Origin of the sequence: Salipiger bermudensis (assembly GCF_020171625.1) — a bacterium.
Lineage (GTDB): Bacteria > Pseudomonadota > Alphaproteobacteria > Rhodobacterales > Rhodobacteraceae > Salipiger > Salipiger bermudensis_B.
This window is the reverse complement of the sequence record NZ_JAIUZY010000003.1, coordinates 189600-216430: the sequence shown is the minus strand read 5'-3', so window position 1 is coordinate 216430 and position 26831 is coordinate 189600. Positions and strand designations below refer to the sequence as shown.

Sequence of the window (26831 nt, the reverse complement as noted above, 5' to 3'; positions counted from 1 at the left end):
TTCTAACTCGTTAACGGCGCGCGGCGCCGGGGGCGGCGTGGCCAAAGCGCGTGGCTGGGTCGCCACAGCGCCCGGCGCGCGCGGCGTGTCGGCCTTGCCCGACGTGGGGGCTGCGGCGCATATCGTGGCATCCGCAACCGCGAGGTGCCCGTGTCCGAGCGCTCCCGACAGACGGCCGCAGGCACGCGGCGGCGCCATCTTGGCGGCTTCGCGCTGGCCGGGCTGGCCGGGTTCTGCGTCGATGCGGGCGTGCTCTCGGCGCTGCTTGCGCTGGGGTGTCCCGCCGGGCTGGCGCGGGTGCCGTCTTTCCTCGCCGCGGTGCTCACGACCTGGGCGATCAACCGGACCCTGACCTTCCGCACCTCGGCGGCGCCCACATTGGCCGAGTTCCTGCACTACGTCCTCGCCATGGGGCTGGGCCTTGCGATCAACTACGCCACCTTCCTGCTGGCGCTGCACCTGAGCGAGACCGCGGCCGCGCAGCCGGTGCTGGCGCTGGTGCCCGCGACCGCCGCCGGGATGGGGGTGAACTTCCTCGGCTCGCGCCGTATCCTGCACCGCTGAGCGCATCCCTCGCGACCGGCCTCAGCCCTGCGGGCCGGGGATCTGCAGATAGGTCATGTAGCGCGCCTCGCGGCGGCCACGCGCCACGGTCTCGAGGATCACCGCGCAGACCAGCGACAGCGCCGCCAGCCCGATGCCCGAGAGCGACACGAAGAGCGAGGGGAAGCGTGCGACCAGTCCGGTCTCGAGGAAGTCGCCGAGGACCGACAGGAACACCGTCGCCGAGGGCAGGAAGAGCAGCGCCGCGATGGCCGAGAAGAACTGCATCGGCTTCTCTTCCTTCACCAGAAGGCCGATCATCTTGAGGATGCGGAAGCCGTCGGACCAGGTCGAGAGCTTGGAGGTCGAGTTCGCGGGGCGGGCATAGTAGGGCGTTTCGATCTCGTCGGCGGGCATCCGCAGTTGCAGCGTGTGCACGGTCAGCTCGGTTTCGATCTCGAAGCCCTGCGACAGGGCGGGGAAGCTCTTGACGAAGCGGCGGCTGAACACGCGGTAGCCCGAAAGCATGTCGTCGAACTGGCGGCTGAACAGGCGTCGCACCAGCCCGGTCAGCAGGCGGTTGCCGAACCTGTGGCCGGCGCGATAGGCGGCGTCGTCGCGGCTGCGCCGGGCGCCATTAACCATGTCGAGCCCGCCCTCGCGGAGCCGCGCGATCATCGCGGGCGCGCTCGGGGCGTCGTAGGTCGCATCGCCATCGGCCATGACGTAGACATCGGCGTCGACGTCGGCGAACATCCGGCGCACGACGTTGCCCTTGCCCTTGCGGGGCTCGTGTCGGACGAGGGCGCCGGCGGCGCGGGCGAGTGCTGCGGTGTCGTCGGTGGAATTGTTGTCGTAAACGTAGATCTCGGCGCGGGGCAGGGCGGCCCGGAAGGCGCGCACGGTCTGTCCGATCGCCGCGGCCTCGTTGTAGCAGGGCAGGATCACCGCCACGCGGGGCTCGGTCATCGCCGGGGCGCGCGCACCGGCCGGACGGTCGAACAGGTCGTCGCCCAACAGGCCGCTGCCCATCAGGTCCGTATCATACGGTGTTGCGTAATCTCTCATCCGGCTGTCCCGCCCCGATCCTCGTTAACCCACACAATCCGCGCTTCTGCCACAGGGGGCGTCGCGGTCTGACAAGGGGGATAGGGGGGCATTCGGGCGCCACTTGGCTCAGATTGTGGCGCTTTCGGCGCAATTTCCCGACCTTGCGACGTGCGTGCCGGGGGAGCGGATCTCGGGCAGGACGCCCTGCGGCGCTCAGAGCGTTCCGAGCCCCGCAAGGCGCCTTTCGCGATGCAGCACCAGCAGGATCGAGATGATCGAGGCCACCGCGGTGAGGAACATCAGCCAAAGCAGCGGCCACGCCCCGGTGCCCGGTTGCAGCAGTCCGCCGGCCAGCGCCGAGAGCGCCGCGCCGCCGCCGATCATGATCGCGCCCGAAAGGCCCGAGGCGGTGCCCGCAAGGTGCGGGCGCACCGACAGCGCGCCGGCGGTGGCGTTGGGGATGGTCATGCCGTTGCCGAGGCCCACGAAGGTCATGAAGCCGAAGAAGGTCCACTCGGACTGGAAGCCCGCCGCGAAGACCAGCAGCGCGGTGCCGAGGCCGGCGGTGTTGAAGATGCAGCCCCAGAAGATCATCCTGTTGATGCCGACCCGCGCCGAGAGCTTGCCCGACAGCCCGTTGCCGGCGAAATAGCCTACCGCCGGTGCTCCGAAGAAGAAACCGAGCGCGGCGGGCGACAGGCTGAACACCTCGGTGCCGACGAACGGTGCGCCGCCGAGATAGGCGAAGAAGGCGCCCGAGGAGAAGGCGCAGGTCAGCGCATAGCCCCAGAAGCGCGGGCTCTGGAACAGCTCGGGATACTCGCGGAACTGCTGGCCCAGCGACAGCCCGCGCGAGACCGAGGTCTCGCCAAGGTCGCGCCAGCTCATCCACAGGATGGCCGCGCCAAGCAGGAACAGCATCCAGAAGGTCGACTGCCAGCCGAAGATCTCGTCGAGCACGCCGCCGATCACCGGTCCGATCATCGGCACCACCGCGACGCCCATGGTCACGTAGCCGATCATCGAGGCGGCCTGATCCTGCGGGACCATGTCACGCACCACGGCGCGGCTCAGGACCATCGCCGTGACCACCACCGCCTGACACATCCTGAACGCGAGGAAGATGGTGATGTTGGGCGCGAAGATACAGCCCAGCGTTGCCAGCAGGAACAGCCCGACGCCCCAGAGGATCACCGGGCGCCGTCCGAACTTGTCCGAAATCGGACCGATCACGATCTGCAGCGCCGCGTTGACCGCGAGGTAGATCGCCACCGAGAGCTGCATGACCCGGTACTTGGTCTCGAAGTGCTCGGTCATCTTGGGCAGCGACGGCAGGAACACGTTCATCGCCAGTGCCGAGAGGCCCGCGAGGAGGATGAGCGTGACGATGTGAGGCGGTGTGGTGCGGTCCAGAAAGCGGACCTTGGGCGCGTTATCCATGCCCGGATGGGTAGGGCTGAAATCGGGGCTTGTCCATTCTGTAAAGATTTCCGGGCGGATGTTTTGCAGTTATTCAATTAGCGGGACAGGAGGTTTCCAGATTTTGCAAATTTGCCGAATTTGACTTGAGCGGACATCGGGCCTCTGTATGGTCTCGGCAAAGGAAAGGGACGGCCATGAAGGACATTCTGCAAGAACTCGAAGAGCGGCGGGCGGGTGCCCGGCTCGGAGGTGGTCAGAAGCGCATCGACGCCCAGCACGCCAAGGGCAAGCTGACCGCGCGCGAGCGCATCGAGCTGCTGCTCGACGAGGGCAGCTTCGAAGAATACGACATGTTCGTTGCCCATCGCTGCACCGATTTCGGCATGGAGAAGAACCGCCCCTACGGCGACGGGGTGATCACCGGCTGGGGCACGATCAACGGCCGCATGGTCTATGTCTTCAGTCAGGACTTCACCGTTCTGGGCGGCTCCGTCTCGGCCACCCACGCGCAGAAGATCTGCAAGATCATGGATATGGCGATGCAGAACGGCGCCCCGGTCATCGGCCTGAACGACTCGGGCGGGGCCCGGATTCAGGAAGGCGTCGACAGCCTTGCCGGCTATGCCGAGATCTTCCAGCGCAACATCGAGGCCTCGGGCGTGATCCCGCAGATCTCGGTCATCATGGGGCCGTGCGCCGGCGGCGCGGTCTACTCGCCCGCAATGACCGACTTCATCTTCATGGTGAAGGACACGTCTTACATGTTCGTCACCGGCCCCGACGTGGTCAAGACCGTGACCAACGAGGTGGTGACCGCCGAGGAGCTTGGTGGCGCCTCGACCCACACCAAGAAAAGCTCGGTCGCCGACGGTGCCTTCGAGAACGATGTGGAGGCTCTCGCCGAGGTGCGCCGCCTCGTCGACTTCCTGCCGCTCAACAACCGCGAGAAGCCGCCGGTGCGGCCGTTTTTCGATGACGTAGCGCGGGTCGAGGACTCGCTCGACACCATCATCCCGGAAAACGCCAACCAGCCCTACGACATGAAGGAGCTGATCCTGAAGGTCGCGGACGAGGGCGATTTCTACGAGATCCAGGAAGAGCACGCCAAGAACATCATCACCGGCTTCATCCGTCTCGAGGGGCGGACCGTGGGCGTGGTGGCGAACCAGCCGATGGTGCTGGCGGGCTGTCTCGACATCGACAGCTCGAAGAAGGCCGCGCGGTTCGTGCGCTTCTGCGACTGCTTCGAGATCCCGATCCTGACCTTCGTCGACGTGCCGGGCTTCCTCCCGGGCACCAGCCAGGAATACGGGGGCGTCATCAAGCACGGCGCCAAGCTGCTCTTTGCCTATGGCGAGGCCACGGTGCCGAAGGTGACGGTCATTACCCGCAAGGCCTATGGTGGCGCCTATGACGTGATGAGCTCCAAGCACCTGCGCGGCGATGTGAACTACGCCTGGCCCACCGCCGAGATCGCGGTGATGGGCGCCAAGGGGGCGACCGAGATCATCCACCGCGCCGACCTTGGCGACCCGGAGAAGATCGCCCAGCACACCGCGGATTACGAGGACCGCTTCGCCAACCCCTTCGTGGCGGCGGAGCGCGGCTTCATCGACGAGGTGATCCAGCCGCGCTCGACCCGTCGCCGGGTCAGCCGCGCCTTCGCCATGCTGCGCAACAAGACGCTCAGCAACCCGTGGAAGAAACACAACAATATCCCGCTCTAAGCCGGCCTTGGGGAGGGACGTCATGGCCCGCAAAGGCTGGCATACGCAGGAATCCGAGGGCGCACTGATCCTCGCACGCCGCTTGCCGGCGCGCTTCGACCTGAGCGTCGAGACGCGGCTGCCGCCGGTGGGCCGCAAGGCCCGGCTGGCGCATCAGGTGCGGCAGGATCTGTGGCGGGCGCTGCGCTCCCTGCGCGGCTTCTCTCCCTGCGTGTCGGTGCGCGAGGTAGACGGCGCGACGGTGCTGCGCGCCGGCGGGCAGCTCGACGCCGCCGCCCCGCGCGCGCTTGCCGAGGCGCGGCTCGCCGCCGTCCTGCACGACGACGACAACCGCCGCCGCTGGCTGAGGTGGTCGCGATGAGCGTCTGGGCCACGGTCCTACTGTTCTCTGCCGCGTCGCTGCCGGCGATGGGGGAGCCTGTCCCCGTGCCCTCCGGCATGGAGGTGACGTTTCACGATGTCGTCCGGGAGGAGCCGGTCGGCACGGGGCCGATCTATCGGTTCCGCTTCGTCGCCCCCGAGATCGGCGGTGACTCGCCGCGCGCCCATTCCGAGGTGTCGGGGGACATGGATCGGCTGTGTCAGGACTACGCGCTGCCGCGACTCTCCGAGGTTGGCCCGCCGCCCTCGCGCGTGTTGATCTCGCTGATGGAGGTTCCCGTCGAATTCGGCGTGGCGAGCCCGGAAATCGCACAATATTTCGAGGCTTACTCCATCGGCGAGGACCGCTGCATCTGGGAGGCTTTCTGATGCTCCCACAATATCTTGCAGAGAGAAGCGTGGTCCCGCTCAACTGTGAGGCTTTCGAGCCACAAAATGATCTATGCGCTCATGATCGATATTGTCCCGCAAAAGTTTGGGCTATGTTGGGGGTTGATTGCACCCAAGCAATCGGAACCTCGGAACGAGGACGGACAGGGCCGAAGGCTCATGTCGGTTCCGTAGAATGTGACAGGAGAATAAGATGTCCAAGAGCATCAAAGTGCTTGCAATGCTTGGTCTGTTTGGTCTCGCCGCGTGCGGCCAGCAGGAAGAAGAGTTCGTTGTCGTCGATCCGGAGCCGATCACGACCGAGCCCGTCTACACCGGCAAGTACAAGTAAGACTGTTGGGCGGGCCTCCCGGCCCGCCCATCCCCAGGCCCTGCGATCTCACGGTCCTGATGACCGAGATCTTGGCCTGTCTTCCCGGGAGTGCCGCTCTTCTAAGCCTCGGGCCGCCGCATCCGCCGCGCCCCTGACGCAAACGGGAAGCCGAGAGTATCACCATATGTCAGAGACGTTGCGGTCGGTGCAGTGGTGCCGGACCCCGCAGGCTGTGCGCAGCCCGCGTCGGGGCCATGCCAGCCGCGTGCTGACACCTGCGATTTCGCAGGGGGAGCGGACGTGCTTGCGCGCCGCCCCGCGATACGGCTCGGAGCCGGCGGTGAGCGCCGCGTGGCTGGCCGCCTGCCGCGATATATGCGCGATCCCGAGCCCGCGTCGACTGGCAGCGCCAGTGACGACAGCGGCCCCCGGACCCAGAACGATAACCAGAAACAGAACCGGAGCGACCTTCGGACCCGCACGCGCACCGGCTGATCCCGGCACGCGCCCTTTCGGCGCCTGTCGGATCGGCGGGCAGGGCGGGATCGTCGGTCAGGCGCTTGCGCGCAGGCTCCGTCTTACGAGGACACCATGCTGAAACACCGCGGCTTTCCAGGCCGTCTTCCCGGTACCGACTACCAGTTCGTCATCCGGCGCGCCAACCCTCGCGGGGTGACCGCGATCATCCGACGCGAACGCTATCGCGACCGCAAATCCGCCGACAAGCGCGCCGATCTGGCCTTCATGGCCTCGCTCTGGAAGCATTTCGGAACCGAGCCGTTCGAGCGCGGCAATCTCGATGCCGGGCGGATCAGCTGGCTCTTCGGGCGCGAAGTGCTGCCCTATGACGACCCGTTCGATCCCGAGAGCTACGAGGCGTTGCTGGTCATCGACGAGCAGGCCGCCCGCGCCTCCTTTCCCGACGCCTTCGAGGAAAACGAAGATTGGGCGTGATGCTGCCTGTCCCGGCCCGCGCTGAGCGGAGCGATGCCGACGCGCAAGCGATCGGCGGATACCGCTATGCGTGTGCCGGGGAGTCGGGCAGTCTTCAGGTGTTGCGAGCTGTCCGGTGCCACCGCAGGGGCCCGCGCAGATACCGTTACCCTTCCACTCGCGGGCGGCGTGGCACATCCCCTGGTCCGTCGTCCGCATTTCTTTCCCGGCGCACTGCCGGGCAGTCGCGGTATTTCGCCACCGCTCGGCGGGTCGGCGCCTGTGCCGTCGAGGGCGCGAACTTCTTATGGAACTCGGTCGCGTTCTGTGGCGTTTATCACCCGACAACGCAACACGACCAAAGGGAACAGAACTCATGGCTAAATACGCCGTTCGCATCGCCGCCATCCTTGGCCTTTTCACCGTCGCAGCCTGTGAGAACTCTGATCTCGGCCGCGCGGGCATCGGCGCCGGCAGTGGCTATCTCATCGACCGCGCCGTGGGCGGCGACGGCATGGTCGGCGCAGCAGTGGGCGCGACCGCAGGCGTCGTCTGCGACGACGTCACCCCGCAGTACTGCAACTGATCACCTGATCTTCGCCGCGTCTCGCGCGGCGACCATAGAGACATCGAAGCCATCGGAGCCGCACGCTCCGGTGGCTTTTTTCGTGGCGGCGCCCGGGGACGCGGCACGGCCTGAGGGATACGAAGGAAAGGGACGAGGATGTTCGACAAGATCCTGATCGCGAACCGGGGCGAGATCGCCTGCCGGGTCATGAAGACGGCAAAGAAGATGGGCATCAAGACGGTGGCGGTCTATTCCGACGCCGACAAGCACGCGCTGCACGTGGCGATGGCCGACGAGGCGGTGCATATCGGCCCGCCGGCGGCCAACCAGTCCTATATCGTCATCGACAAGATCATGCAGGCGGTCAAGGACAGCGGCGCGCAGGCGGTGCACCCGGGCTACGGCTTCCTCTCCGAGAATCCCAAATTCGCCGACGCGCTCGACGCGGCGGGCGTTGCCTTCATCGGGCCGCCGAAGCGCGCCATCGAGGACATGGGCGACAAGATCACCTCCAAGAAAATCGCCAAGGAGGCCGGGGTGAACACCGTGCCCGGCTACATGGGCCTGATCGAGGATGCCGACGAGGCGGTGAAGATCTCCGGCGAGATCGGCTACCCGGTGATGATCAAGGCCTCCGCCGGCGGCGGCGGCAAGGGGATGCGCATCGCATGGAACGACGAGGAGGCGCGCGAGGGCTTCCAGTCGTCCAAGAACGAGGCTGCGAACAGCTTCGGCGATGACCGGATCTTCATCGAGAAATTCGTCACCCAGCCGCGCCACATCGAGATCCAGGTGCTGTGCGACGCCCACGGCAACGGCCTTTGGCTGAATGAGCGCGAATGCTCGATCCAGCGCCGCAACCAGAAGGTCGTCGAAGAGGCGCCGAGCCCGTTCCTCGATGCAGAGACCCGCAAGGCGATGGGCGAGCAGGCCGTGGCTCTGGCCAAGGCCGTGGGCTACACCTCCGCTGGCACGGTGGAGTTCATCGTCGATGGCGACAAGAACTTCTATTTCCTCGAAATGAACACCCGCCTGCAGGTGGAACACCCGGTGACCGAGCTGATCACCGGCATCGATCTGGTCGAGCAGATGATCCGCATCGCCGATGGCGAGCCGCTCTCGATCACGCAGGACGACGTGAAGATCGACGGCTGGGCCATCGAGAACCGTCTTTATGCCGAGGATCCCTACCGCAACTTCCTGCCCTCCATCGGCCGCCTGACGCGCTACCGTCCGCCGGCAGAGGGCGAACTGGGCGAGGGCATCGTGCGTAACGACACCGGCGTTTACGAGGGCGGCGAGATCTCGATGTATTACGACCCGATGATCGCCAAGCTCTGCACCTGGGCGCCGACCCGAGAGGCCGCGATCGAGACCATGCGCAACGCGCTCGACAGCTTCGAGGTCGAGGGCATCGGGCACAACCTGCCCTTCGTGGCCGCGGTCATGGACCACGAGCGCTTCATCTCCGGCGACATCACCACCGCCTTCATCGCCGAGGAGTATCCCGACGGCTTCAAGGGCGTCACGCTGTCGGATCAGACGCTGCGCGAGGTGGCGGCGGCAACGGCGGCGATGAACAGGGTGGCCGAGATCCGGCGCACCCGTATCTCGGGCACCCTCGACAACCACGAGCGCAAGGTCGGTGACGCGTGGAACATCGCGCTGCAGGGCGAGAGCTTCGACGTCACCATCGCCGCCGACAAGACCGGCTCGAGCGTCACCTTCGCCGACGGCGCCGTGATCCGGGTCGAGGGCGACTGGACGCCGGGCCATGCGCTGGCCCACATGACCGTCGACGGCCATCCGCTGGTGCTCAAGGTCGGCAAGATCTCGGGCGGGTTCCGCATCCGCTCGCGCGGGGCCGATCTCAAGGTGCACGTGCGCACGCCGCGCCAGGCCGAGCTTGCGCGCAAGATGCCGGAGAAGCAGCCGCCCGACACCTCCAAGATGCTGCTCTGCCCGATGCCGGGTCTCATCGTGTCGATGAACGTCGCCGAGGGGGAAGAGGTGCAGGAGGGGCAGGCGCTCTGCACCGTCGAGGCGATGAAGATGGAGAACATCCTGCGCGCCGAGCGCAGCGGCGCCGTGAAGAAGATCAACGCCGGTCCGGGCGACAGCCTCGCGGTCGACGATGTGATCATGGAGTTCGAGTAACACCGATATGGACGGACAGAAGCGGGCATATGGCGGTCTCAGGCTGGAGCGCGTCGCCGCGCCAGGGCTGGTGCTGTTTGCCTTCTGGCTTCTGTTCGTCCGGCCCGCGCTTCCCGAGAGCCTGCCGCAACGGCTGGTGATCTTCGCGGGCGTGCTGCTCATTGCCTATTGCATCTTCGATGCCAAGGTCCTGCGGGTGTTGTGGAAGGCGGCGCTGGTCGCGGCGCCGATCTCGCTTTTGGGCGTGGCCTCGGTGCTGGCGCTGCTGCCGGTGATCGACGGCATCCAGGCCGAGGGGGCACAGAACCCGCGCTACCTGTATCAGGGGCTCATGGCGGGCGGGGTGGTCGCCGCGGGCTGGGTCTTCACCTTCCTCGTGCAGACATGGCGCGAGGAAAGCGCCCGCGACAAGGCGCTGAACGAGACGCTGCTGGCGCTGCGCTCCGAGGTCTACGACTACCTTTCGGACATTCTCGCGCTCTGGGAGCGCGAGGGGCCTGCGGGTGCCGCGCCAGAGGCGCGCCTGCAGGGGGTGACTGCCGCCATGCTGGGCCATGACAAAGCGGGGCGCAGCGTCGCCGAGCGCATCGCGGCGGACGGCTACGAGCCCTTCGTCCCGAGCGGGAAAGAGCCGGTGGTGCTCACCACGCTCGCGCCGAACCTCCAGCTTCTGCCCGAGGATGTGATGCAGCCGGTGATCGGCTTCTACACCCAGCTTGGCGACGGGCTTCGGCTGGCGAAGGACTTGAACGGCGCCGCCTATCGGCGGCTCGGACGGGCGCGGCGGGCGGCGATCTATTTCGATTTCGAAGAGGTGCAGCTTCAGACCGTGCGGATGGGCTGTCAGGCGTGGCTGGCGCTCAACGCGCGGACGCGGCCGCAAAAGGTCGAGCCGGAAGTTTTTGCACTGCTTGCAGAGGAAAATATCAGCCGCACGCGCCCGAATTTCGAGGCGCTGGTGCCGGAGGGCGCGGACGAGTCGCGCAACGATGAACGCGCCGGAGATGCGGAGCGTTCAGATGATTAAGGCTTTGAACTCAGTAGCTGATCTTCGGGCCAGACCGATACGGCGAGCGTTCGACCGGCTCGGGGAGCGGCTTGAGGAAGATCCGCTGCAGATATGTGATGAGCTTTTCCATGCCCTGAATATAGCGCGGTGCGGCGTGCATTTCAATCTTCACCGCCGTTCGGCTCACCGGTCAGGCAGGCCGCGGCGGTCGCGGACCTCCTGTTTGCGCAACGGCTGCTTGTCGATCGAACGCGAGATCTCGCGTACATCCCAAGGCGCGGGCTTGCGCAGCAGGATGGTGCCGTCCTTGGCGATCAGCACGAACATGAAGCCGCGGGCGCGCAACGCGTGGCGGATCGGCGTGTCCGCCGCCGGATCGGTGTCGGTGATGACCACCACGTCGCGATCCGCGAGCGCATCGAGCCGTTCGGCGATCAGCTGCATCTGTTGCACGTATCGCGGATCTGCCGGATTGTCGGCGAACACCACCAGCGACCGTTTGACCCAGAGAAACTCGTCGAGCGTCGACTCGCCCGCCGGGCGGATGGTCTCGTCGAGAGTCTCGGGTGTCTCTGCCCCCTGCGCTGCGCCGAGGCTGGCGGCGAAGGTGAAAAAGGCGAGCGATGCGAGGGTCATGCGGCGGTTCATGCGCCAAGATATAGTCATGAGCCCCCCGGGTTCACAACGTTTGCCGTGGGATCGCGAGGAATTTACCCGATTTGCCGCTGTCTTGGCCGGCGCACCCGGTGATCCTGCGAGGTGCAGGGCGATGCCCTCCATGAGGGATCCAGACACCGTCGCGCGCCGCGCCGGCACGACCCGCGGAGCAGGGGGCGCGGACGATGGCGGGCCGACGAGGGGGGACGGCACGGTCGCCCGCTCCGCCACGGCCCGGCGGCGCGTTGGCGCCGGAGACACACCGACCACCGGTTCCGGCCCCGCGCCGGGGCGCATGGAACGGCAGGACTGAGAGAGACCCTGAAGCCCGGCAGGGACAGGAGGCACTGGCCGCCGGCTTCACAGAAGAGAGGACAGGACGATGACAGCCAAGGTGGATGACTGGCGGGCACTCGCTGAAAAGGAACTGCGGGGCCGCCCGCTCGAGGATCTGACCTGGAAGACGCTGGAGGGCATTGAGGTCAAGCCGATCTACACGGCCGAAGATGTGGAGGGGCTGCCGCAGATCGGCGAGCTTCCGGGCTTCGAGCCGTTCACCCGTGGCGTGAAGGCGACCATGTATGCGGGCCGGCCCTGGACGATCCGGCAATATGCCGGTTTCTCCACGGCGGAGGAATCCAACGCCTTCTACCGCAAGGCGCTGGCTGCCGGGCAACAGGGGGTGTCGGTGGCCTTCGACCTTGCCACCCACCGCGGCTATGACAGCGACCACCCGCGCGTTGTGGGCGATGTCGGCAAGGCCGGCGTGGCGATCGACTCGGTCGAGGACATGAAGGTGCTGTTCAACGGTATCCCGCTCGACAAGGTCTCGGTCTCGATGACGATGAACGGCGCGGTGATCCCGGTGCTCGCCAACTTCATCGTCACCGGCGAGGAGCAGGGCCACGACCGGTCGCTGCTCTCGGGCACGATCCAGAACGACATCCTAAAAGAGTTCATGGTGCGGAACACCTATATCTATCCGCCGGAACCCTCGATGCGGATCATCTCGGACATCATCGAGTACACCTCGAACGAGATGCCCAAGTTCAACTCGATTTCGATTTCCGGCTACCACATGCAGGAGGCTGGCGCGAACCTCGTGCAGGAGCTGGCCTACACGCTGGCGGACGGCAAGGAATACGTGAAGACGGCGATGGATGCCGGCATGGACATCGACAAGTTCGCCGGGCGGTTGTCGTTCTTCTTTGCCATCGGCAAGAACTTCTTCATGGAGATCGCCAAGCTGCGCGCCGCGCGGATGCTGTGGGCGCGCATCATGACCGAGCTTGGCGCCAAGTCGGCGCGCTCCAAGATGCTGCGCACCCACTGCCAGACCTCGGGGGTGAGCCTTGCCGAGCAGGACCCCTACAACAACGTCATCCGCACCGCCTATGAAGCGATGTCGGCGGTGCTGGGCGGGACCCAGTCGCTGCACACCAACGCGCTCGACGAGGCCATCGCGCTGCCGACCGAGTTCTCGGCCCGCATTGCCCGCAACACCCAGCTCATACTGCAGGAAGAGACCGGCGTGACCAAGGTCGTCGATCCGATGGCCGGCTCCTATTACGTCGAGAAGCTGACCGCCGATCTCGCCGAGGCGGCCTGGGCGCTGATCGAGGAGGTCGACGAGATGGGCGGCATGACCAAGGCCGTGGCCTCGGGGATGCCCAAGCTGCGCATCGAGGAGACCGCCGCCAAGCGTCAGGCCGATATCGACCGCGGCGACGACGTCATCGTCGGCGTGAACAAGTACCGGCTCGAGAAGGAAGACGAGCTCGACATCCTCGACATCGACAACGCCAAGGTGCGCGACGGGCAGGTGGCGGCGCTCGAGCGCATCCGCGCCAGCCGCGATCAGGCCGCCTGCGACGCGGCGCTGGGCGAGCTCGAGCGTCGGGCCAAGGAGGGCGGCAACCTGCTCGAGGCGGCCGTCGAAGCAGCCCGCGCGCGGGCCTCTGTCGGAGAGATCAGCATGGCGATGGAAAAAGTGTTCGGCCGTCACCGGGCCGAGGTGAAGACGCTGGCAGGCGTCTACGGTGCCGCCTACGAAGGCGACGAGGGCTTTGCCGCGATCCAGAAATCGGTCGAAGAGTTCGCCGAGGAGGAGGGCCGCCGGCCCCGCATGTTGGTGGTGAAGATGGGGCAGGACGGCCATGACCGCGGCGCCAAGGTCATCGCCACCGCCTTTGCCGATATCGGTTTCGACGTCGACGTGGGCCCGCTGTTCCAGACGCCCGACGAGGCGGCGCAGGACGCCATCGACAACGATGTGCACATCATCGGCATCTCGAGCCAGGCCGCCGGCCACAAGACGCTGGCGCCGCAGCTCATCGAAGCGCTGAAGGCGCAGGGCGCCGGGGACATCATCGTGATCTGCGGCGGGGTGATCCCGCATCAGGATTACAAGTTCCTCTACGATGCGGGTGTGAAGGCGATCTTCGGCCCCGGAACCAACATCCCCGACGCGGCGCAGGACATCCTCAAGCTGATCCGCGAGGCGCGAGACTGACAGGGCAGGGGCCGGGGATCGTCCCCGGCCCGTTGCTTTCTTGGGGAGGGATCGTGTCGGAGGCGCGCCTCGGCAGGACGATGCCTGCGGTGCCCGGCGAGCTTCCGGCCTCTCTCCGCCGCCGAATTTCACGTTGCCGCCGGCGTGTCACGCCCGTCTTCCGAGGCTCCCCCGAGCAGATCAGCGCGCGGCGCCTTCGCCAAGGCCCACCTACAGGGACGTGGTCGCGCGCAAACCCCGGGCGCTGATGCATTTTAGCCGTTGCACAGCCGGGCCGCAGGCCTATCGTAACTCGGATGCACGAAGCAAACCTGAGCGACGGATGAAGCTGGAACTGGATCATATCGCGGTGGCGGGCGAGAGCCTCGAGGAGGCGGTCGCCCACGCCGAGGCCGCGATCGGCATGCCGCTGCTGCCGGGCGGCGAGCACCCGCGCTACGGCACCCACAACCAGCTCCTGGGCCTTGGCCAGGGGCTCTATCTCGAGGCCATCGCCATCGACCCGGCGGCCCCTCCGCCACAGGACGCGCGCTGGTTCGGGCTCGATGATTTCTCGGGCCCCGCTCGGCTCGACAAGTGGATCTGCAGGGTGCCGGACATGTCCGCCGCGCTCGCGGCGCTGCCGATGGCCGGCAAGCCCGTCGATCTCGAACGCGGGCGGCTGCAATGGGTGATGTCGGTGCCCGAGGACGGGCGCTTGCCGTTCGACGGCATGTTCCCGGCGCTGATTGAATGGAAAAGCCCTGTGCGCGCCGGAGCCATGCTCTCGGCCTCCGGGACATGGCTCGAGACGCTCGAGGTCACCCACCCCGAGGCCGACAAGCTCGAGGCGCTGTTGGCGCCGTTCCTCGATGCGCCGCTGGTCTCCTTCGTCACCGGCCCGAAGCCCGGCCTGCGCGCCGAGCTGCGCACCCCTCAGGGCCAGCGCCGCATCCTGCAATGATCCTGCGCGCCGCGCGGGCAGGGGACGCGTCGGCGCTCGCGGCGCTGTGGAACCCGTGGATCGAGACCACGGCCATCACGTTTACGACCGCGCTCAAGACCCGGGAGGGGCTGGCCGGCGATATCGCCGCGCGCGGCGACGCGTTCCTCGTTGCGGAGGCCGAGGGTGCGCTGCTCGGCTTTGCCACCTTCTTTCCGTTCCGCAGCGGTCCGGGATACGCCCACACCAAGGAACACACCGTCATCCTCACCCCTGAGGCAAGAGGTCGCGGGGTGGGCCGGGCGCTGATGATGGCCCTCGAAGACGTCGCCCGCGGCCAGCGCGTGCATTCGCTTTTCGCCGGCGTGTCGGCGGAAAACCCAGCAGGCGTGGTGTTTCACGCCGCCATCGGCTTCACCGAGGTCGCCCGCCTGCCGCAGGTCGGCTACAAGTTCGGCCGCTGGATGGACCTCGTCCTGATGCAGAAATTTGTCTGAACCGCGCTGACTTCACCCGCCCAACGCACTAAAATCCCCGAATGTCGATTTGGACCCGCATCTCCGAGGCTCTGTCTGCGCTCGCCAATGGCGAGGGCCTTGGCGCGGTGTTCGACCGCCTGCGCCAGCCGCCCGAGCGCAGCGTCGCCTTCACCATCGCGGTGATCGCGCTCTCGGCCAAGATGGCCAAGGCCGACGGGCAGGTGACCCGCAACGAGGTGCTGGCCTTCCGCGAGGTCTTCCAGGTCGCCCCCGAGGACGAGGCCGCGGCGGCGCGGGTCTTCAACCTCGCCCGGCAGGACGTGGCCGGGTTCGAGGAATACGCCCGCCGCATCCGGCGCATGTTCGAAGACAGCACGGGGCCGATCTGCGACCTGCTCGAGGGGCTGTTCTACATCGCCATGGCCGATGGCCATTACCATCCCGCCGAAGAGGAATTCCTCGACCGCGTGGCCGAGATCTTCGAGGTCGCGCCAGGCGACTACCGCTCCATCCGCGCCCGCTTCGTGCCCGACGCGCCGCCCGATCCCTACGCCGTGCTCGGCGTCTCGCCCGACGATCCGCTCGACGAGATCCGCAAGCAATGGCGCCGTCTGGTGCGCGACAGCCACCCCGACGTGATGCAGGCGCGCGGCGTGCCCCCCGAGGCGGTCAAGCTCTCCGAGAAGCGCCTGATCGACATCAACCACGCCTGGGAAGAGATCTCGGCGCAGCGCGCGGCTTGAGGCCGATGCGCCTCGCCACCTACAACATCGAGTGGTTCGACGCGCTGTTCGACGATGCCGGACAACTTGTGAGGGATGGCGGCTGGTCGGCCCGGCACGGCATCACCCGCGAGCGGCAGATCGAAGCCCTCGGTACCGTCCTCACCGCGCTGGAGGCCGATGCGGTGATGATTATCGAGGCCCCCGACAGCAATTCCCGCCGCGATACCGGCCGCGCGCTGATGCAGTTTGCCGAAGCCTTCGACCTGCGCGCCCGCGCGGTGCTGACCGGCTTCGTCAACGACACGCAGCAGGAAATCGCGCTGCTCTACGACCCCGCGGTGCTCAAGGTGCGCCATGCCCCGGAAGAGAGCCCCGAGGCGCCGCGATTCGACCGGGTTTTTCACATCGACCTCGACGTCGATGCCACCCGCGACAATGTCAGCTTCTCCAAGCCGCCGCTCGAGGTCGAGGCGGTGACCGCCTCGGGCGCGGTGCTGCGACTGATCGGGGCGCATCTGAAGTCAAAGGCCCCCCACGGCGCGCGCAATCGCGATCAGGCCATGCGCCTGTCGATCGCCAATCGCCGCAAGCAGCTGGCGCAGGCGATCTGGCTGCGCCGCCGGGTCGAGGGGCTGCTCGCGGCGGGCGAGAGTGTCGTGGTCATGGGCGATCTCAACGACGGCCCCGGGCTTGACGAGTACGAGCACCTGTTCGGGCGTAGCTCGGTCGAGATCGTGCTGGGCGATGGCGGTCCACCGCTCTACGATCCCCACGCGGCGCAGGCGCTGGCAGCGAAATTCGTCGCCCAGCCGACCACGGCGCGGTTCTATCTCAAGCCCGAGGAGCGCTACATGCAGGCGCTGCTCGACTACATCATGGTGTCCGAAGATCTTGCCCGGAGGCGCCCGTCATGGCGCATCTGGCACCCGTTCGACGATCCGCACTGCTGGCGCACGCCAGAGCTGCGCGAGGCGCTGCTCGACGCCTCGGATCACTTCCCGGTCACGCTTGATATCGCCCTCTGAGAGGCTCAGGCGGCGAGGGCCTTCAGCGCCGCCTTGAGGTCGAGCGCGCCGTCGTAGAGAGCCCGTCCCGAGATCGCGCCGTTGAGCGGCGCGCCGCAATCGCGCAGCTCCTCGAGATCCTTGAGCGACGACACGCCGCCCGAGGCGATCACCGGGATCGTCACCGCGCGGGCCAGCGCGGCTGTGGCCTCGACATTCGGCCCCTGCATGGCGCCGTCGCGGTTGATGTCGGTGTAGATGATCGCGGCGACGCCGGCATCCTCGTAGCTCCGGGCCAGATCGACCGCGTCCACATCGGTGACCTCGGCCCAGCCCTTGGTGGCGACGCGGCCGTCGCGGGCGTCGATGCCGACGGCGATCTTGCCGGGGAACGCCGCCGCCGCCTCGCGCACCAGCGCCGGGTTCTCCACCGCCACGGTGCCGAGGATGACGCGGGCCAGCCCCTTGTCGAGCCAGCGCTCGATGGTGGCCATGTCGCGGATGCCGCCGCCCAGCTGGGCCGGGGTCTTGGTCTGGCTGAGGATCGCCTCGACCGCGGCGGCGTTGACCGGCTCGCCGGCGAAGGCGCCGTTGAGGTCGACGAGATGCAGCCACTCGCAGCCGGCGGCGACGAATTCCAGCGCCTGCGCGGCGGGGTCGTCGTTGAACACGGTGGCCTTGTCCATGTCGCCACGCAGCAGGCGCACGGCCTTGCCGTCCTTCAGGTCGATCGCGGGGTAAAGGATCATGGCTCGCTCGGCTCCGTCTCTGTCTGGTCTCGTGACGCGAGGTCTCATGAAACCCGACCCCGCGTCAACGTTGAACGGAATCGGGTGCTTGCGTCACGCTCTCGATACATTGCTCAGAGGGAGGAGACGAGCCATGAAAGCACTTGCACTGGCGGTGGGGCTGATCGGCCTTGCCACCGCGGCGCTGGCAGATCCGGTGGAGGGAGTCTGGCAGACGCAACCGGACGACAACGGAAACTTCGCCCTGGTCACCATCACGACCTGCGGCGCCGAGATCTGCGGCACGCTGGGGAAGGGCTATGACAGCTCCGGCCAGCCGATCGCCTCGCCCAATATCGGGCGGCAGATGATCTGGGGCATGTCGCCCAAGGGCGGCGGTGCCTATGGCGGTGGCAAGATCTGGGCGCCGGATCGCGACAAGACCTACAACTCGAAGATGGCCCTCTCGGGCGACCGGCTGAAAGTCGAGGGCTGCGTGCTGGGCATTTGCCGGGGCCAGACCTGGCGCAGGGTGCAGTAACGCCACGGCGTCACAAGGGCAGGGGGCGCCCTGTCCGGTCCGATCGGAAGTGCGCTTTTGGAAACAAGGGAGGGGGCTCTGCCCCCTCTTGGCGCTTTGCGCCAATTCACCCCCGAGGTATTTTTGAACCAAAGAAGACATGAGCGCCGCGCCCCTGGCTTCTCTTCGTCAAAAATACTCCCGCCGGAGGCGTCCGGACGTGCCATGGGCACTGCCGCCGGGCAAACGTGATGGCGTCAGGGCCGCCAGGCGAGGAAGTTGGCGATCATGCGCAGGCCGGTCTCGGCACTCTTCTCCGGGTGGAACTGCAGCCCGACCACCGTCTCGTGCGCGACGATGGCGGTGACGTCTCCGCCGTACTCCACATGCGCCACCCGTTGCGCGGCATCGGTCATGCGCATCTGGTAGGAGTGCACGAAATAGGCATGATCCCCGGTCGAAATGCCCTCGAGCACCGGGTGCGCGTGGTCGATCACCAGATCGTTCCAGCCCATATGCGGCACCTTGAGGGAGGGCTCGGACGGCGTGATGCGTTCGACCTCGCCGTCGATCCAGCCGAGCCCGTCGGTGTCCTCGTACTCGTGCCCCTTGCGCGCCAGCAGCTGCATCCCGACGCAGATGCCGAGGAACGGCACGGCGCGGGTCTCGACCGCTTCGACCATCGCCTCGAAGCAGCCCGAGCGGCGCAGCGCCGCGGCGCAGGCCGGAAACGCCCCGTCGCCGGGCAGCACGATGCGGTCGGCAGTGGCCACGGTCTCGGGATCGGTGGTCACCACGACCTCCCCGCCGCCGGTCTCGCGGGCCATGCGCTGGAACGCCTTCTCGGCCGAGTGCAGGTTGCCGCTCTCGTAGTCGATGATCGCCGTCAGCATCTCGTGCGGTCCTTTCCGGTCAGCGGCCGGTTCAGAGGTTGTCGTATTGCGGCATCCCCAGCACGTGGTAGCCGCCATCGACGCGGATGATCTCGCCGGTGGTGCAGGCGCCGGCGTCCGAGACCAGGTAGACCGCGGTGCCGCCCACCGCCTCGAGCGTGGCGTTGGAGCGCAGCGGGGTGTTCTGCTCGGTGAACTTGTAGGTCTTGCGCGCACCGCCGATGGCCGCGCCGGCCAGCGTCTTCATCGGGCCGGGCGAGATCGCGTTCACCCGGATGCCCTCGGGGCCGAGGTCGTTGGCGAGGTAGCGTGTGGTCGATTCCAGCGCCGCCTTGGCCACGCCCATGACGTTGTAGTTCGGGAACACCCGCTGGCTGCCGTCATAGGTAAGCGTCAGCATCGTCCCGCCGTTCTCGACCATCAGCGGATGCACGCGGCGCGCCACCTCGATGAAGCTGTAGCAGGAGATGTCGAGCGAGTTGCGGAAGTTGCTGCGCGAGGTGTTGAGGATGCGCCCGGTGAGCTCGGACTTGTCGGAGAAGGCGATGGCGTGGACCACGAAATCGATCGTCGGCCAGCGCGCTGCCAGCGCCTCGAAGCCCGCGTCGAGCGAGGCGTCATCGGTGACGTCGACATCGACCATGAGGTCGCTTCCGACACTCTCGGCCAGCGGCTGCAGGCGCTTGCCGAAGGCCTCGCCCTGATAGGTGAAGGCAAGCTCGGCGCCGGCCTCGTGCAGGGCGCGCGCGATGCCCCATGCGATGGAGCGGTCATTCGCCACCCCCATGACCAGTCCGCGCTTGCCCTTCAGAAGCTCCGACATGTTCTGTAATCCGCTGTTAGGTATCAATAATCAGTCACGGTAGCGGCTCAGAAGCATCGAGCCGTTGGTGCCGCCGAAACCGAAGGAGTTGGTCATCACCGTATCGAGCCCGGCGTCGTCGACGCGGGCGGTGGCGATTTCGGCCGGCTTCAGCGCCGGGTCGAGCTCGTCCACGTTGATCGAGGGGATGATGAAGTCGTGTTGCAGTGCCAGCAGGCAGTAGATCGCCTCCTGCGCGCCGGTGGCGCCCTGGCTGTGGCCGGTCATCGACTTGGTCGAGGACACCGGCGGCGTCTGGCCATCGCCGAAGACCCGGCGCACGGCCTCGATCTCGCCGACATCGCCGACCGGGGTCGAGGTGCCGTGGGCGTTGATGTAGCCGACCTTGCGGCCCTCGGGCAGGGTCGAGAGCGCAAGCCGCATGGCGCGCTCGCCGCCCTCGCCGGAGGGCGCGACCATGTCGTGGCCGTCGGAGGTCGCGGCGAAGCCGGTGACCTCGGCATAGATCTTGGCACCGCGGGCCTTGGCGTGCTCGAGATCCTCAAGCACGAGGATGCCGCCGCCGCCGGAGATCACGAAGCCGTCGCGCCCCGCGTCGAAGGCGCGCGAGGCCTTCTCGGGGCTGTCATTGTACTTCGAACTCATTGCGCCCATGGCGTCGAACAGGCACGACAGGGTCCAGTCGAGCTCTTCGCCGCCTCCGGCGAACATCACGTCCTGCTTGCCCATCATGATTTGCTCGGCGGCGTTGCCGATGCAGTGCAGCGAGGTCGAGCAGGCCGAGGTGATCGAGTAGTTGATGCCCTTGATCTTGAAGGCGGTCGACAGGTTCGCGCTGACCGTCGAGCACATCGCCTTGGGCACCGCGAAGGGGCCCACGCGCTTGGTGCCGCCGCTCTTGAGCACGGTCTGGTGCGCGGTCAGCAGCGCCGAGGTCGACGGCCCGCCGGAGCCGGCGATCAGGCCGGTGCGCGGGTTGACCACGTCCGACTCCTCGAGCCCGGAATCCGCGATCGCCTGCTGCATGGCGATGTGCGCATAGGCGGCACCGGGGCCCATGAACCGCAGGGTGCGCTTGTCCACGTGCTCGGAGACGTCGATATCGACGGCACCGGCGATCTGGCTGCGGAAGCCGTGTTCCTTCATCTGTTCGTTGGCAGTGATGCCGGAGCGGCCTGCCTTCAGCGAGGCAAGGACTTCTTCGGCGTTTGTGCCAATGGACGATACGATGCCCAGTCCGGTGACGACGACGCGACGCATGGTGCCTCCCATATGTTTGTTGGGGGCTATGTAGGGCATGGGGCAGGGGGGACGCAAGCCGCGGATTGCCTTTGCAGAACCGGCGCGGGGGCCTCAGCGCAGGGCGCGGCGACCGCGCAGCGGCGCGCTTTCCACCGCCATGCGCTGCACGTATTTCAGGTGACCGATGGCGCGCAGGACGTCCTGATGGTCGCGGCGCTGCTCGAGATAGTCGGACAGGCGCAGCAGGTTCACCGGCTGGCGCGCGACCAGAACCTTGATGCGCTCGACGGCGGCCTCGACCGGGTAGTGCAGGATCATCTGCGCCGCCGTCTGGGTAGGGGTCAGGAGGTAGTAGTCCTGCGCCCGCCGCGGCGTGTCGCGCACCGCGTCAAAGGGCGATGCGCCAAGCGCGCGGAAGCGCGGGATATGCATCCGGACGTCGAGCGCCGGGTTCTCAAGGATGGAGCCGGTCGCCTGCCGGAAGCCCAGCGGTTGCAGCCGTCGGGTGGCGTAGGCGCGCATTGGGCCGGTCATCATGTCCATGTCGGCGCGATCATAGCGCAGGTCGTCGAAGACCGAGACCAGCCGCCAGTCCGGGTCGGCCAGCATTAGGTAGGGATCTTCGGAGAGGCCGTCGAGGGCCGCGCGCATCGTCTCGGCGCGCTGGAGGCCCTGCGCGTCGAGCGGCTCGAAGGCGCTGAAGCGGGGGCGGCGCAGGCGCTTGGTGATCGCGGCAAACATGGCGGCTCTCCGTAGTCCTCGCGCGGGCGCGGCACCGGGCCGCGCTGGACAACCGCGCGCCGGCGCTTACCTCGAAAGCTAGGAGCAAACGAGCGAGGGACCAGCCCATGCTGCAGGACAAGCGAAAGGATCTGGACGCGGAGAAGCGCAAGATGCTGCTCCAGCGGCTGTTGCAGGAGATCGGGCGCGACCAGCCGGACCTGTACTACCAGTCGACCAGCGAGATTGCCCAGAGGCTGAAACAGCACATCGCGAGCGGCGCGGCGCTGCATCCCGAGGAGCGCGCGCTGGTGGCAAGGCTGAGCCCGCGCGACATCGCGGTTCTGCTCAGCCTGCATTGAGGAACGGCGCCGCGCGGCGCCGTCCGGGGACGGGTCAGCTCTCGGAGAGCGCGACCTTCATGTCCTTGACTTGGTAGATCACCTCGCCATCGGCTTCGACGATGCCGTCGGCCACGCCCATGGTCAGGCGGCGGGTCTGCACGGCCTTGGTGAAGTCGATCTTGTAGGTCAGCATCTTGCGGTCCGGGCGCACCATGCCGGTGAGCTTCACCTCACCGACGCCAAGCGCATAGCCGCGCCCCTGCCAGCCGCGCCAGCCGAGGTTGAAGCCGGTCAGCTGCCAGAGCCCGTCGAGCCCGAGGCAGCCGGGCATGATCGGATTGCCCGGGAAGTGGCAGTCGAAGAACCACAGGTCGGGGGTGATGTCGAACTCGGCCAGCACGTGGCCCTTGCCGTGGGCGCCGCCATCTGCCGAGATATCGGTGATGCGGTCCATCATGAGCATGGGCGGGGCCGGAAGCTGCGCATTTCCCTCGCCGAACAGCTCGCCGCGGGAACATTTCAGCAGGTCTTCCTTGCCGAAGCTGGTGGGATAGTCTGCCATCGATGACTGACCCTTCGTGTGCTTGGGTTTCAGGTTCCGCCCCCTCTATCACCGTGAAAGTGCAGCTTGCAAGCCTGCCGCTGTGCCGCATCGCCGTTGTGTATCTGGAGTTTTTCGTTTGAAATCCCGCCGGCTCACTCCTTATATATGGGGGTGGATGAACGTATCGGATGAGGCAATGACAGCAGAGGCCGTTCAGAGAGGCACGCAGTGGCTGGCGCAGGCAGAGCTGCGCCCGACCCGACAGCGCTTGGCGCTGGCGGCGCTTCTGGTTGGCGACGGCAAGAACCGTCACGTCACCGCCGAAAGCCTCTTCGCCGCCGTCAAGGAACAGGGCGAGAGCGTGTCGCTGGCCACGGTCTACAACACGCTGCGCGCGTTCTGCGATGCCGGGTTGATGCAGGAAGTCACCGTTGACGGCACCCGCAGCTACTTTGACACCAACACCCACGATCACCCGCATTTCTACTGGGAAGATGATGGTCACCTGACCGATGCGCCCGCCGAGGACATGGTCATCGCGCGTCTGCCCGATGCCCCCGAGGGTGCCGAGATCGCCTCGGTCGACGTGGTGATCCGGCTGCGCAAGCGCGGCTGATCGCGCTGCATATCTGCACCGACCTTTAGTTCGCGACGCGCCTCCAGCCCGGGTGCCGCGGTTCGTCCGCCGCTCGCGCGGTCAGGAACCCCCCAAGGGCAGCGGTCGTTGGTCTTCCAAAAGGAGACACAGCATGACCCGCACCCTTACCCTTCGCAGCATCACCCCGGTCACCCACGACACCAACCGCCTGACCTTCGACCGTCCCGACGATCTCGAGTACACCCCCGGGCAGGCCGCCCACATGGCGCTCGATCAGGAGGGATGGCGCGACGAGATCCGCTCCTTCACCATGACCTCGCTGCCGGGCGAGGATCAGCTCGAGTTCGTTATCAAGTCCTACCCCGAAGACGACGAGGATCATGGCGGTGTGACCGCGCGCATCGGACGCCTGCAGCCGGGCGACACGGTTCTGGTCGAGGATATCTGGGGCTACATCAAGGATAAGGGCGACGGCGTCTTCATCGCAGGCGGCGCCGGGGTGACCCCGTTCATCGCCATCCTGCGCGACAAGCTCGCCCGCAACGGCACGCTCGAGGGCAACACGCTGGTGTTTTCCAACAAGGCCGAGCGCGACATCATCCTGCGCGACAGCTTCGAGAAGATGCCGGGCCTGAAGACCTGTTTCATCGTCACCGACGAGGAAGACAGCCCGCTGCACGGCAGAGAGATCGATGCCACCCTGCTGAAGGAGCACGTCACCCCGGGCAAGGATATCTGCTACGTCTGCGGCCCCGACGCGATGCTCGATGATATCTCTGAGGCGCTCCAGTCGATCGACGTGCCCGAGGACGATATCGTCATGGAACAGTTCGACTGAGGCTCAAGGCCCCGGCTTGAGGAACTGCAAAAGTATCGGTCCCGGCTTCCCGGGGCCGATCACCGCGTTCGGCCCTGCGGTCTTGGGCACCCCTCCGAGCCGACGCCGTGACGCAGGCCCGACCGCATCGCGCGGGTTGGTCTCAGAACCACTGCCCCGGCTCCATCAGCCCCAGATCGAGGAGCTGGCGCGAATGCCATGCGAACCGCGTCGAGTTGCGCCAGCGGAAATCGTCGATGTCGAAGCTGCTGCCGGGGTTGCGCTTCAGCGCCTTGGCGGTGCGAAACGAGACCAGCGCCGCGGTGAGGTTGTTGTGCCACGGGCAGGCATAGGTGTTGTATTCCTCGTCCGAGAAAGTGTGATCTTCTCGCAGCGTCAGCCCCGGTTTCGCCCGGAACAGCGCGATGCGGTCGATCTTGCGGCGATCTTCGGGCACGTGCTCCTCGAAGCGCCAGCGCAGCCCGCCGAAGAAATCGAGCTGCCGCTCCTTGGGGTGGTTCTGCCGGGCCGCATCACGCCGCGTCTGGGCATAGTAGCCCGAGCGGTCGAGATAGGTTTCGTCCAGCGACACCGCGTCCGGAAACCTCTGCAGATCGCCGGCATAGAGGTCGATGACATAGGCCAGCATCGCGTTGCGCCGCTCTTCGGCGTGGAACGCCAGCATCTCGCTGATCGTGCGGGTCTCGCAATAGGGGTAGAACAGGTACTCGGCGTTGTAGCAGTAGAACATCCACAGGCCCGGCCCCGCCTCGATCACCGCGTCGACCGCGCGCGGCACCGCCCGCTCGACGCGCAGGTCGTAGTCGATCCGGTGCACCCGCGCGCGCAGGTCGCGCGCCATCTCGAACTGCGGCGGCATGAAGCTGATCACGCAGCGAAAGCCCGACCGCAGGGCGTGGCGCAGCGTGGTGTCGATCTCGGCCTCGTCCTCGCAGAACACCATCGCCACAGGTCCAGCCCCCAGCGCGGCCTTCGCCCGGCCGAGGAAATCTGAAAGGCTCTGGTGATGCATCGTCTGTCTCTCTCGTCTGCGCCTTCGAGGATTGGGGAATTTGCGGGGCTTTGCAAGCCGAGGTGAGGTGCCCCCCGGCGCCCCTCCGGCCCCGCAGAGATCCCAGACATCACCCGGACCTCCCGCCGCTGGAAGGTCAAGCGCCGCGCCCCTGTCTTCTTCTGGCCAAAAATATCCCCGCCGGAGGCAGGCCGGCCCCTGCGGCCGGGCGCACCTTCCGGTCCGGCGCGCCGCCTCAGGCCCCCGCACCCCGCGCGAGACCCTTTTCACGCGCGCGGTTTTGCGCTATCCGCCCGCTCTTGAACCGCGCGACCGGGAGTCCCCTTCATGACCCAGCCCAAGAAGCTCTTCATCAAGACCTATGGCTGCCAGATGAACGTCTATGACAGCGAGCGCATGGCCGAGGCCATGGGCGGGCAGGGCTATGTCCAGACCGACAGCCCCGACGACGCCGACATGATCCTGCTCAACACCTGCCACATCCGCGAGAAGGCGGCTGAGAAGATCTATTCCGAGCTCGGTCGCTACAAGGGGCTCAAGGCCGAACGCCCGGACCTCAGGATCGGCGTGGCCGGCTGCGTGGCACAGGCCGAGGGCGCCGAGATCATGCGGCGCCAGCCGATGGTCGATCTGGTGGTGGGCCCGCAGAGCTATCACCGCCTCCCCGAGCTCGAGGCCAAGGCGCGCGGCGGCGAGAAGGCGCTCGACACCGATTTCCCCGAAGAGGACAAGTTCGAGCGGCTGAAATCGCGCCCCAAGGCCAAGCGCGGCCCCACCGCCTTTCTCACCGTGCAGGAGGGCTGCGACAAGTTCTGCGCCTTCTGCGTGGTGCCCTATACCCGCGGCGCCGAGGTCTCGCGCCCGGCCGATCGGGTGCTGAGCGAGGCCCGCGACCTCGTCGAGCGCGGCGTGCGCGAGCTCACCCTGCTGGGCCAGAACGTCAACGCCTATCACGGCCACGAGCGCGGCCTCGCCGGTCTGATCCGCGAGCTTGCCAAGATCGACGGGCTCGCGCGCATCCGCTTCACCACCTCGCATCCCAACGACATGGATGACGACCTGATCGCTGCGCATGGCGATTGCGACAAGCTGATGCCCTACCTGCACCTGCCGGTGCAGGCGGGCTCGGACAAGATCCTCAAGCGGATGAACCGCCAGCACACCGCCGAGCAGTATCTGCGGCTCATCGAGCGCCTGCGCGCCGCGCGCCCCGACCTGCATCTGTCGGGCGATTTCATCGTCGGCTTCCCGGAGGAGACCGAGGCCGATTTCCGCGACACCATGGCGCTGATCGAGGCGGTGGAGTACGGCTCTGCCTTCTCATTCAAGTACTCCGAGCGTCCCGGCACCCCGGCCGCCGAGCGGCCGCAGGTCCCGGAGGCCGAGAAGGACGACCGCCTGCAGCGGCTTCAGGCGCTGCTCACGCGCCAGCAGCGCGCACTGCAGGATGCCATGGTCGGGCGCGAGGTCGGCGTGCTGTTCGAGAAGACCGGCCGCCTGCCGGGCCAGATGGTCGGCAAGTCGGACTACCTGCACGCGGTGCACGTGGCGGCGGAGGGGCTCCAGCCCGGCGATCTTCGCCCTGTCAGGATCGTCGAGAGCGGGCCCAACTCCCTGAAAGGCGTGCTCGTCTGAGTTGAGCTTCACCGCGGGGCTGCAGGCCTCGCGGTTTTTGCGCGTTTACTTTGGACAATCCTGCGTTGAGCAGTGGTTTGTCCAGCGTAAGACCACAATATGTGGTGGTTTTTTCTTCACAGCGCGGAATTACCTGCTACTG

Annotated in this window: 30 protein-coding genes; 19 read left to right on the top strand and 11 right to left on the bottom strand. The window is 66.9% G+C overall.

The genetic code is table 11. The annotated features are described in order from the left end of the window. The first annotated feature begins 150 nt into the window (after positions 1 to 150). The gene (locus LCM15_RS04580) at positions 151 to 564 is read left to right on the top strand and encodes a GtrA family protein (protein WP_224853536.1); all 414 of its coding nucleotides are present in this window, start codon (positions 151 to 153) and stop codon (positions 562 to 564) included. A gap of 21 nt (positions 565 to 585) precedes the next feature. On the opposite strand, the gene LCM15_RS04575 is transcribed toward LCM15_RS04580, so the two are convergent. Beyond that, on the bottom strand, positions 586 to 1611 hold the full coding sequence (locus tag LCM15_RS04575) for a glycosyltransferase family 2 protein (protein WP_224853534.1): 1026 nt from the start codon (positions 1609 to 1611) through the stop codon (positions 586 to 588). Between the two features lie 195 nt (positions 1612 to 1806). After that, entirely contained in the window at positions 1807 to 3033 is a 1227-nt protein-coding gene (locus LCM15_RS04570) for a multidrug effflux MFS transporter (RefSeq protein WP_224853531.1), read from the bottom strand. A gap of 176 nt (positions 3034 to 3209) precedes the next feature. On the opposite strand from LCM15_RS04570, the gene LCM15_RS04565 reads away from it, so the two are divergent. From LCM15_RS04565 to LCM15_RS04530, 8 genes are all read left to right on the top strand, one after another. Then, positions 3210 to 4742 (top strand): acyl-CoA carboxylase subunit beta, encoded by a 1533-nt coding sequence (locus LCM15_RS04565; RefSeq protein WP_224853528.1) that lies wholly within the window; start codon positions 3210 to 3212, stop codon positions 4740 to 4742. A 22-nt stretch (positions 4743 to 4764) separates the two neighbouring features. Further along, a complete protein-coding gene (locus tag LCM15_RS04560; RefSeq protein ID WP_224853525.1) occupies positions 4765 to 5103 on the top strand; it encodes a hypothetical protein in 339 nt (112 codons plus the stop codon). Further along, on the top strand, positions 5100 to 5492 hold the full coding sequence (locus LCM15_RS04555; RefSeq protein WP_224853522.1) for a DUF6497 family protein: 393 nt from the start codon (positions 5100 to 5102) through the stop codon (positions 5490 to 5492). The genes LCM15_RS04560 and LCM15_RS04555 overlap by 4 nt, the downstream gene beginning before the upstream one ends. 214 nt (positions 5493 to 5706) lie before the next feature. After that, a complete protein-coding gene (locus LCM15_RS04550) occupies positions 5707 to 5844 on the top strand; it encodes a hypothetical protein (RefSeq protein ID WP_007798398.1) in 138 nt (45 codons plus the stop codon). 573 nt (positions 5845 to 6417) lie between these two features. Continuing rightward, a complete protein-coding gene (locus tag LCM15_RS04545) occupies positions 6418 to 6780 on the top strand; it encodes a hypothetical protein (protein ID WP_224853519.1) in 363 nt (120 codons plus the stop codon). Positions 6781 to 7135: 355 nt separating this feature from the next. After that, positions 7136 to 7345 carry a complement resistance protein TraT gene (locus LCM15_RS04540; protein ID WP_224853517.1) on the top strand — a complete coding sequence of 70 codons (210 nt, stop codon included), beginning with the start codon at positions 7136 to 7138 and terminating at the stop codon, positions 7343 to 7345. Positions 7346 to 7483: 138 nt separating this feature from the next. Next, positions 7484 to 9484, top strand: coding sequence for an acetyl/propionyl/methylcrotonyl-CoA carboxylase subunit alpha (locus tag LCM15_RS04535; protein WP_224853515.1), 2001 nt, complete (start codon positions 7484 to 7486; stop codon positions 9482 to 9484). Positions 9485 to 9491: 7 nt separating this feature from the next. Further along, the gene (locus tag LCM15_RS04530; RefSeq protein WP_224853512.1) at positions 9492 to 10511 is read left to right on the top strand and encodes a hypothetical protein; all 1020 of its coding nucleotides are present in this window, start codon (positions 9492 to 9494) and stop codon (positions 10509 to 10511) included. Between the two features lie 10 nt (positions 10512 to 10521). Here LCM15_RS04530 and LCM15_RS04525 read toward each other — a convergent pair whose 3' ends face one another. After that, positions 10522 to 10665 carry a hypothetical protein gene (locus LCM15_RS04525; protein WP_224853511.1) on the bottom strand — a complete coding sequence of 48 codons (144 nt, stop codon included), beginning with the start codon at positions 10663 to 10665 and terminating at the stop codon, positions 10522 to 10524. An 11-nt stretch (positions 10666 to 10676) separates the two neighbouring features. Then, positions 10677 to 11129 carry a DUF4174 domain-containing protein gene (locus tag LCM15_RS04520; RefSeq protein WP_224853508.1) on the bottom strand — a complete coding sequence of 151 codons (453 nt, stop codon included), beginning with the start codon at positions 11127 to 11129 and terminating at the stop codon, positions 10677 to 10679. A gap of 403 nt (positions 11130 to 11532) precedes the next feature. Here LCM15_RS04520 and scpA point away from each other — a divergent pair, with 403 nt between their 5' ends. The 5 genes from scpA (at position 11533) to LCM15_RS04495 (ending at position 16813) form a co-directional block, all read left to right on the top strand. Then, positions 11533 to 13662, top strand: coding sequence for a methylmalonyl-CoA mutase (gene scpA, locus LCM15_RS04515; RefSeq protein WP_224853506.1), 2130 nt, complete (start codon positions 11533 to 11535; stop codon positions 13660 to 13662). A 322-nt stretch (positions 13663 to 13984) separates the two neighbouring features. After that, a complete protein-coding gene (locus tag LCM15_RS04510; protein ID WP_224853503.1) occupies positions 13985 to 14605 on the top strand; it encodes a VOC family protein in 621 nt (206 codons plus the stop codon). Continuing rightward, positions 14602 to 15081, top strand: a complete 480-nt coding sequence (locus LCM15_RS04505; protein ID WP_224853501.1) for a GNAT family N-acetyltransferase — start codon at positions 14602 to 14604, stop codon at positions 15079 to 15081. Before LCM15_RS04510 ends, LCM15_RS04505 begins: the two co-directional genes overlap by 4 nt. 41 nt (positions 15082 to 15122) lie before the next feature. Further along, positions 15123 to 15806, top strand: a complete 684-nt coding sequence (locus LCM15_RS04500) for a molecular chaperone DjiA (RefSeq protein ID WP_224853497.1) — start codon at positions 15123 to 15125, stop codon at positions 15804 to 15806. Positions 15807 to 15811: 5 nt separating this feature from the next. Further along, positions 15812 to 16813 carry an endonuclease/exonuclease/phosphatase family protein gene (locus LCM15_RS04495; RefSeq protein ID WP_224853494.1) on the top strand — a complete coding sequence of 334 codons (1002 nt, stop codon included), beginning with the start codon at positions 15812 to 15814 and terminating at the stop codon, positions 16811 to 16813. 5 nt (positions 16814 to 16818) lie between these two features. Here the strand turns inward: LCM15_RS04495 and hisA are convergent, their stop codons facing one another. Continuing rightward, positions 16819 to 17541, bottom strand: coding sequence for a 1-(5-phosphoribosyl)-5-[(5-phosphoribosylamino)methylideneamino]imidazole-4-carboxamide isomerase (hisA, locus tag LCM15_RS04490; RefSeq protein WP_224853491.1), 723 nt, complete (start codon positions 17539 to 17541; stop codon positions 16819 to 16821). A gap of 133 nt (positions 17542 to 17674) precedes the next feature. Between hisA and LCM15_RS04485 the strand changes: the two genes are divergently transcribed. After that, a complete protein-coding gene (locus LCM15_RS04485) occupies positions 17675 to 18061 on the top strand; it encodes a DUF2147 domain-containing protein (protein WP_224853488.1) in 387 nt (128 codons plus the stop codon). Between the two features lie 236 nt (positions 18062 to 18297). Here the strand turns inward: LCM15_RS04485 and hisH are convergent, their stop codons facing one another. From hisH to LCM15_RS04465, 4 genes are all read right to left on the bottom strand, one after another. Continuing rightward, positions 18298 to 18933 carry an imidazole glycerol phosphate synthase subunit HisH gene (hisH, locus tag LCM15_RS04480; RefSeq protein ID WP_224853485.1) on the bottom strand — a complete coding sequence of 212 codons (636 nt, stop codon included), beginning with the start codon at positions 18931 to 18933 and terminating at the stop codon, positions 18298 to 18300. A gap of 31 nt (positions 18934 to 18964) precedes the next feature. Further along, a complete protein-coding gene (locus LCM15_RS04475; RefSeq protein ID WP_224853482.1) occupies positions 18965 to 19756 on the bottom strand; it encodes an enoyl-ACP reductase in 792 nt (263 codons plus the stop codon). Between the two features lie 30 nt (positions 19757 to 19786). Then, positions 19787 to 21016 (bottom strand): beta-ketoacyl-ACP synthase I, encoded by a 1230-nt coding sequence (fabB, locus tag LCM15_RS04470; protein ID WP_224853480.1) that lies wholly within the window; start codon positions 21014 to 21016, stop codon positions 19787 to 19789. Positions 21017 to 21109: 93 nt separating this feature from the next. Then, a complete protein-coding gene (locus tag LCM15_RS04465) occupies positions 21110 to 21739 on the bottom strand; it encodes a hypothetical protein (RefSeq protein ID WP_224853477.1) in 630 nt (209 codons plus the stop codon). 107 nt (positions 21740 to 21846) lie between these two features. Here LCM15_RS04465 and LCM15_RS04460 point away from each other — a divergent pair, with 107 nt between their 5' ends. After that, positions 21847 to 22080 carry a hypothetical protein gene (locus LCM15_RS04460; RefSeq protein ID WP_224853475.1) on the top strand — a complete coding sequence of 78 codons (234 nt, stop codon included), beginning with the start codon at positions 21847 to 21849 and terminating at the stop codon, positions 22078 to 22080. Between the two features lie 34 nt (positions 22081 to 22114). On the opposite strand, the gene fabA is transcribed toward LCM15_RS04460, so the two are convergent. After that, positions 22115 to 22624, bottom strand: coding sequence for a bifunctional 3-hydroxydecanoyl-ACP dehydratase/trans-2-decenoyl-ACP isomerase (gene fabA, locus LCM15_RS04455; RefSeq protein WP_007792321.1), 510 nt, complete (start codon positions 22622 to 22624; stop codon positions 22115 to 22117). A 178-nt stretch (positions 22625 to 22802) separates the two neighbouring features. Here fabA and irrA point away from each other — a divergent pair, with 178 nt between their 5' ends. After that, positions 22803 to 23222, top strand: coding sequence for an iron response transcriptional regulator IrrA (irrA, locus tag LCM15_RS04450; RefSeq protein ID WP_224853473.1), 420 nt, complete (start codon positions 22803 to 22805; stop codon positions 23220 to 23222). 133 nt (positions 23223 to 23355) lie between these two features. Further along, positions 23356 to 24042, top strand: a complete 687-nt coding sequence (locus LCM15_RS04445; protein WP_224853471.1) for an FAD-binding oxidoreductase — start codon at positions 23356 to 23358, stop codon at positions 24040 to 24042. A gap of 142 nt (positions 24043 to 24184) precedes the next feature. Here LCM15_RS04445 and LCM15_RS04440 read toward each other — a convergent pair whose 3' ends face one another. Continuing rightward, entirely contained in the window at positions 24185 to 25054 is an 870-nt protein-coding gene (locus LCM15_RS04440; RefSeq protein WP_224853469.1) for a hypothetical protein, read from the bottom strand. Between the two features lie 327 nt (positions 25055 to 25381). Between LCM15_RS04440 and miaB the strand changes: the two genes are divergently transcribed. After that, positions 25382 to 26689 (top strand): tRNA (N6-isopentenyl adenosine(37)-C2)-methylthiotransferase MiaB, encoded by a 1308-nt coding sequence (gene miaB / locus LCM15_RS04435; RefSeq protein WP_224853467.1) that lies wholly within the window; start codon positions 25382 to 25384, stop codon positions 26687 to 26689. The last annotated feature ends 142 nt before the right edge of the window (positions 26690 to 26831 follow it).

Bases quoted from the DNA above. Each gene is read 5' to 3' on its own strand.
- LCM15_RS04575 (WP_224853534.1), bottom strand. From the start codon at position 1,611: ATGAGAGATTACGCAACACCGTATGATACGGACCTGATGGGCAGCGGC.
- LCM15_RS04570 (WP_224853531.1), bottom strand. From the start codon at position 3,033: ATGGATAACGCGCCCAAGGTCCGCTTTCTGGACCGCACCACACCGCCT.
- LCM15_RS04565 (WP_224853528.1), top strand. From the start codon at position 3,210: ATGAAGGACATTCTGCAAGAACTCGAAGAGCGGCGGGCGGGTGCCCGG.
- LCM15_RS04560 (WP_224853525.1), top strand. From the start codon at position 4,765: ATGGCCCGCAAAGGCTGGCATACGCAGGAATCCGAGGGCGCACTGATC.
- LCM15_RS04555 (WP_224853522.1), top strand. From the start codon at position 5,100: ATGAGCGTCTGGGCCACGGTCCTACTGTTCTCTGCCGCGTCGCTGCCG.
- LCM15_RS04550 (WP_007798398.1), top strand. From the start codon at position 5,707: ATGTCCAAGAGCATCAAAGTGCTTGCAATGCTTGGTCTGTTTGGTCTC.
- LCM15_RS04545 (WP_224853519.1), top strand. From the start codon at position 6,418: ATGCTGAAACACCGCGGCTTTCCAGGCCGTCTTCCCGGTACCGACTAC.
- LCM15_RS04540 (WP_224853517.1), top strand. From the start codon at position 7,136: ATGGCTAAATACGCCGTTCGCATCGCCGCCATCCTTGGCCTTTTCACC.
- LCM15_RS04535 (WP_224853515.1), top strand. From the start codon at position 7,484: ATGTTCGACAAGATCCTGATCGCGAACCGGGGCGAGATCGCCTGCCGG.
- LCM15_RS04530 (WP_224853512.1), top strand. From the start codon at position 9,492: ATGGACGGACAGAAGCGGGCATATGGCGGTCTCAGGCTGGAGCGCGTC.
- LCM15_RS04520 (WP_224853508.1), bottom strand. From the start codon at position 11,129: ATGACCCTCGCATCGCTCGCCTTTTTCACCTTCGCCGCCAGCCTCGGC.
- scpA (WP_224853506.1), top strand. From the start codon at position 11,533: ATGACAGCCAAGGTGGATGACTGGCGGGCACTCGCTGAAAAGGAACTG.
- LCM15_RS04510 (WP_224853503.1), top strand. From the start codon at position 13,985: ATGAAGCTGGAACTGGATCATATCGCGGTGGCGGGCGAGAGCCTCGAG.
- LCM15_RS04505 (WP_224853501.1), top strand. From the start codon at position 14,602: ATGATCCTGCGCGCCGCGCGGGCAGGGGACGCGTCGGCGCTCGCGGCG.
- LCM15_RS04500 (WP_224853497.1), top strand. From the start codon at position 15,123: ATGTCGATTTGGACCCGCATCTCCGAGGCTCTGTCTGCGCTCGCCAAT.
- LCM15_RS04495 (WP_224853494.1), top strand. From the start codon at position 15,812: ATGCGCCTCGCCACCTACAACATCGAGTGGTTCGACGCGCTGTTCGAC.
- hisA (WP_224853491.1), bottom strand. From the start codon at position 17,541: ATGATCCTTTACCCCGCGATCGACCTGAAGGACGGCAAGGCCGTGCGC.
- LCM15_RS04485 (WP_224853488.1), top strand. From the start codon at position 17,675: ATGAAAGCACTTGCACTGGCGGTGGGGCTGATCGGCCTTGCCACCGCG.
- hisH (WP_224853485.1), bottom strand. From the start codon at position 18,933: ATGCTGACGGCGATCATCGACTACGAGAGCGGCAACCTGCACTCGGCC.
- LCM15_RS04475 (WP_224853482.1), bottom strand. From the start codon at position 19,756: ATGTCGGAGCTTCTGAAGGGCAAGCGCGGACTGGTCATGGGGGTGGCG.
- fabB (WP_224853480.1), bottom strand. From the start codon at position 21,016: ATGCGTCGCGTCGTCGTCACCGGACTGGGCATCGTATCGTCCATTGGC.
- LCM15_RS04465 (WP_224853477.1), bottom strand. From the start codon at position 21,739: ATGTTTGCCGCGATCACCAAGCGCCTGCGCCGCCCCCGCTTCAGCGCC.
- LCM15_RS04460 (WP_224853475.1), top strand. From the start codon at position 21,847: ATGCTGCAGGACAAGCGAAAGGATCTGGACGCGGAGAAGCGCAAGATG.
- fabA (WP_007792321.1), bottom strand. From the start codon at position 22,624: ATGGCAGACTATCCCACCAGCTTCGGCAAGGAAGACCTGCTGAAATGT.
- irrA (WP_224853473.1), top strand. From the start codon at position 22,803: ATGACAGCAGAGGCCGTTCAGAGAGGCACGCAGTGGCTGGCGCAGGCA.
- LCM15_RS04445 (WP_224853471.1), top strand. From the start codon at position 23,356: ATGACCCGCACCCTTACCCTTCGCAGCATCACCCCGGTCACCCACGAC.
- LCM15_RS04440 (WP_224853469.1), bottom strand. From the start codon at position 25,054: ATGCATCACCAGAGCCTTTCAGATTTCCTCGGCCGGGCGAAGGCCGCG.
- miaB (WP_224853467.1), top strand. From the start codon at position 25,382: ATGACCCAGCCCAAGAAGCTCTTCATCAAGACCTATGGCTGCCAGATG.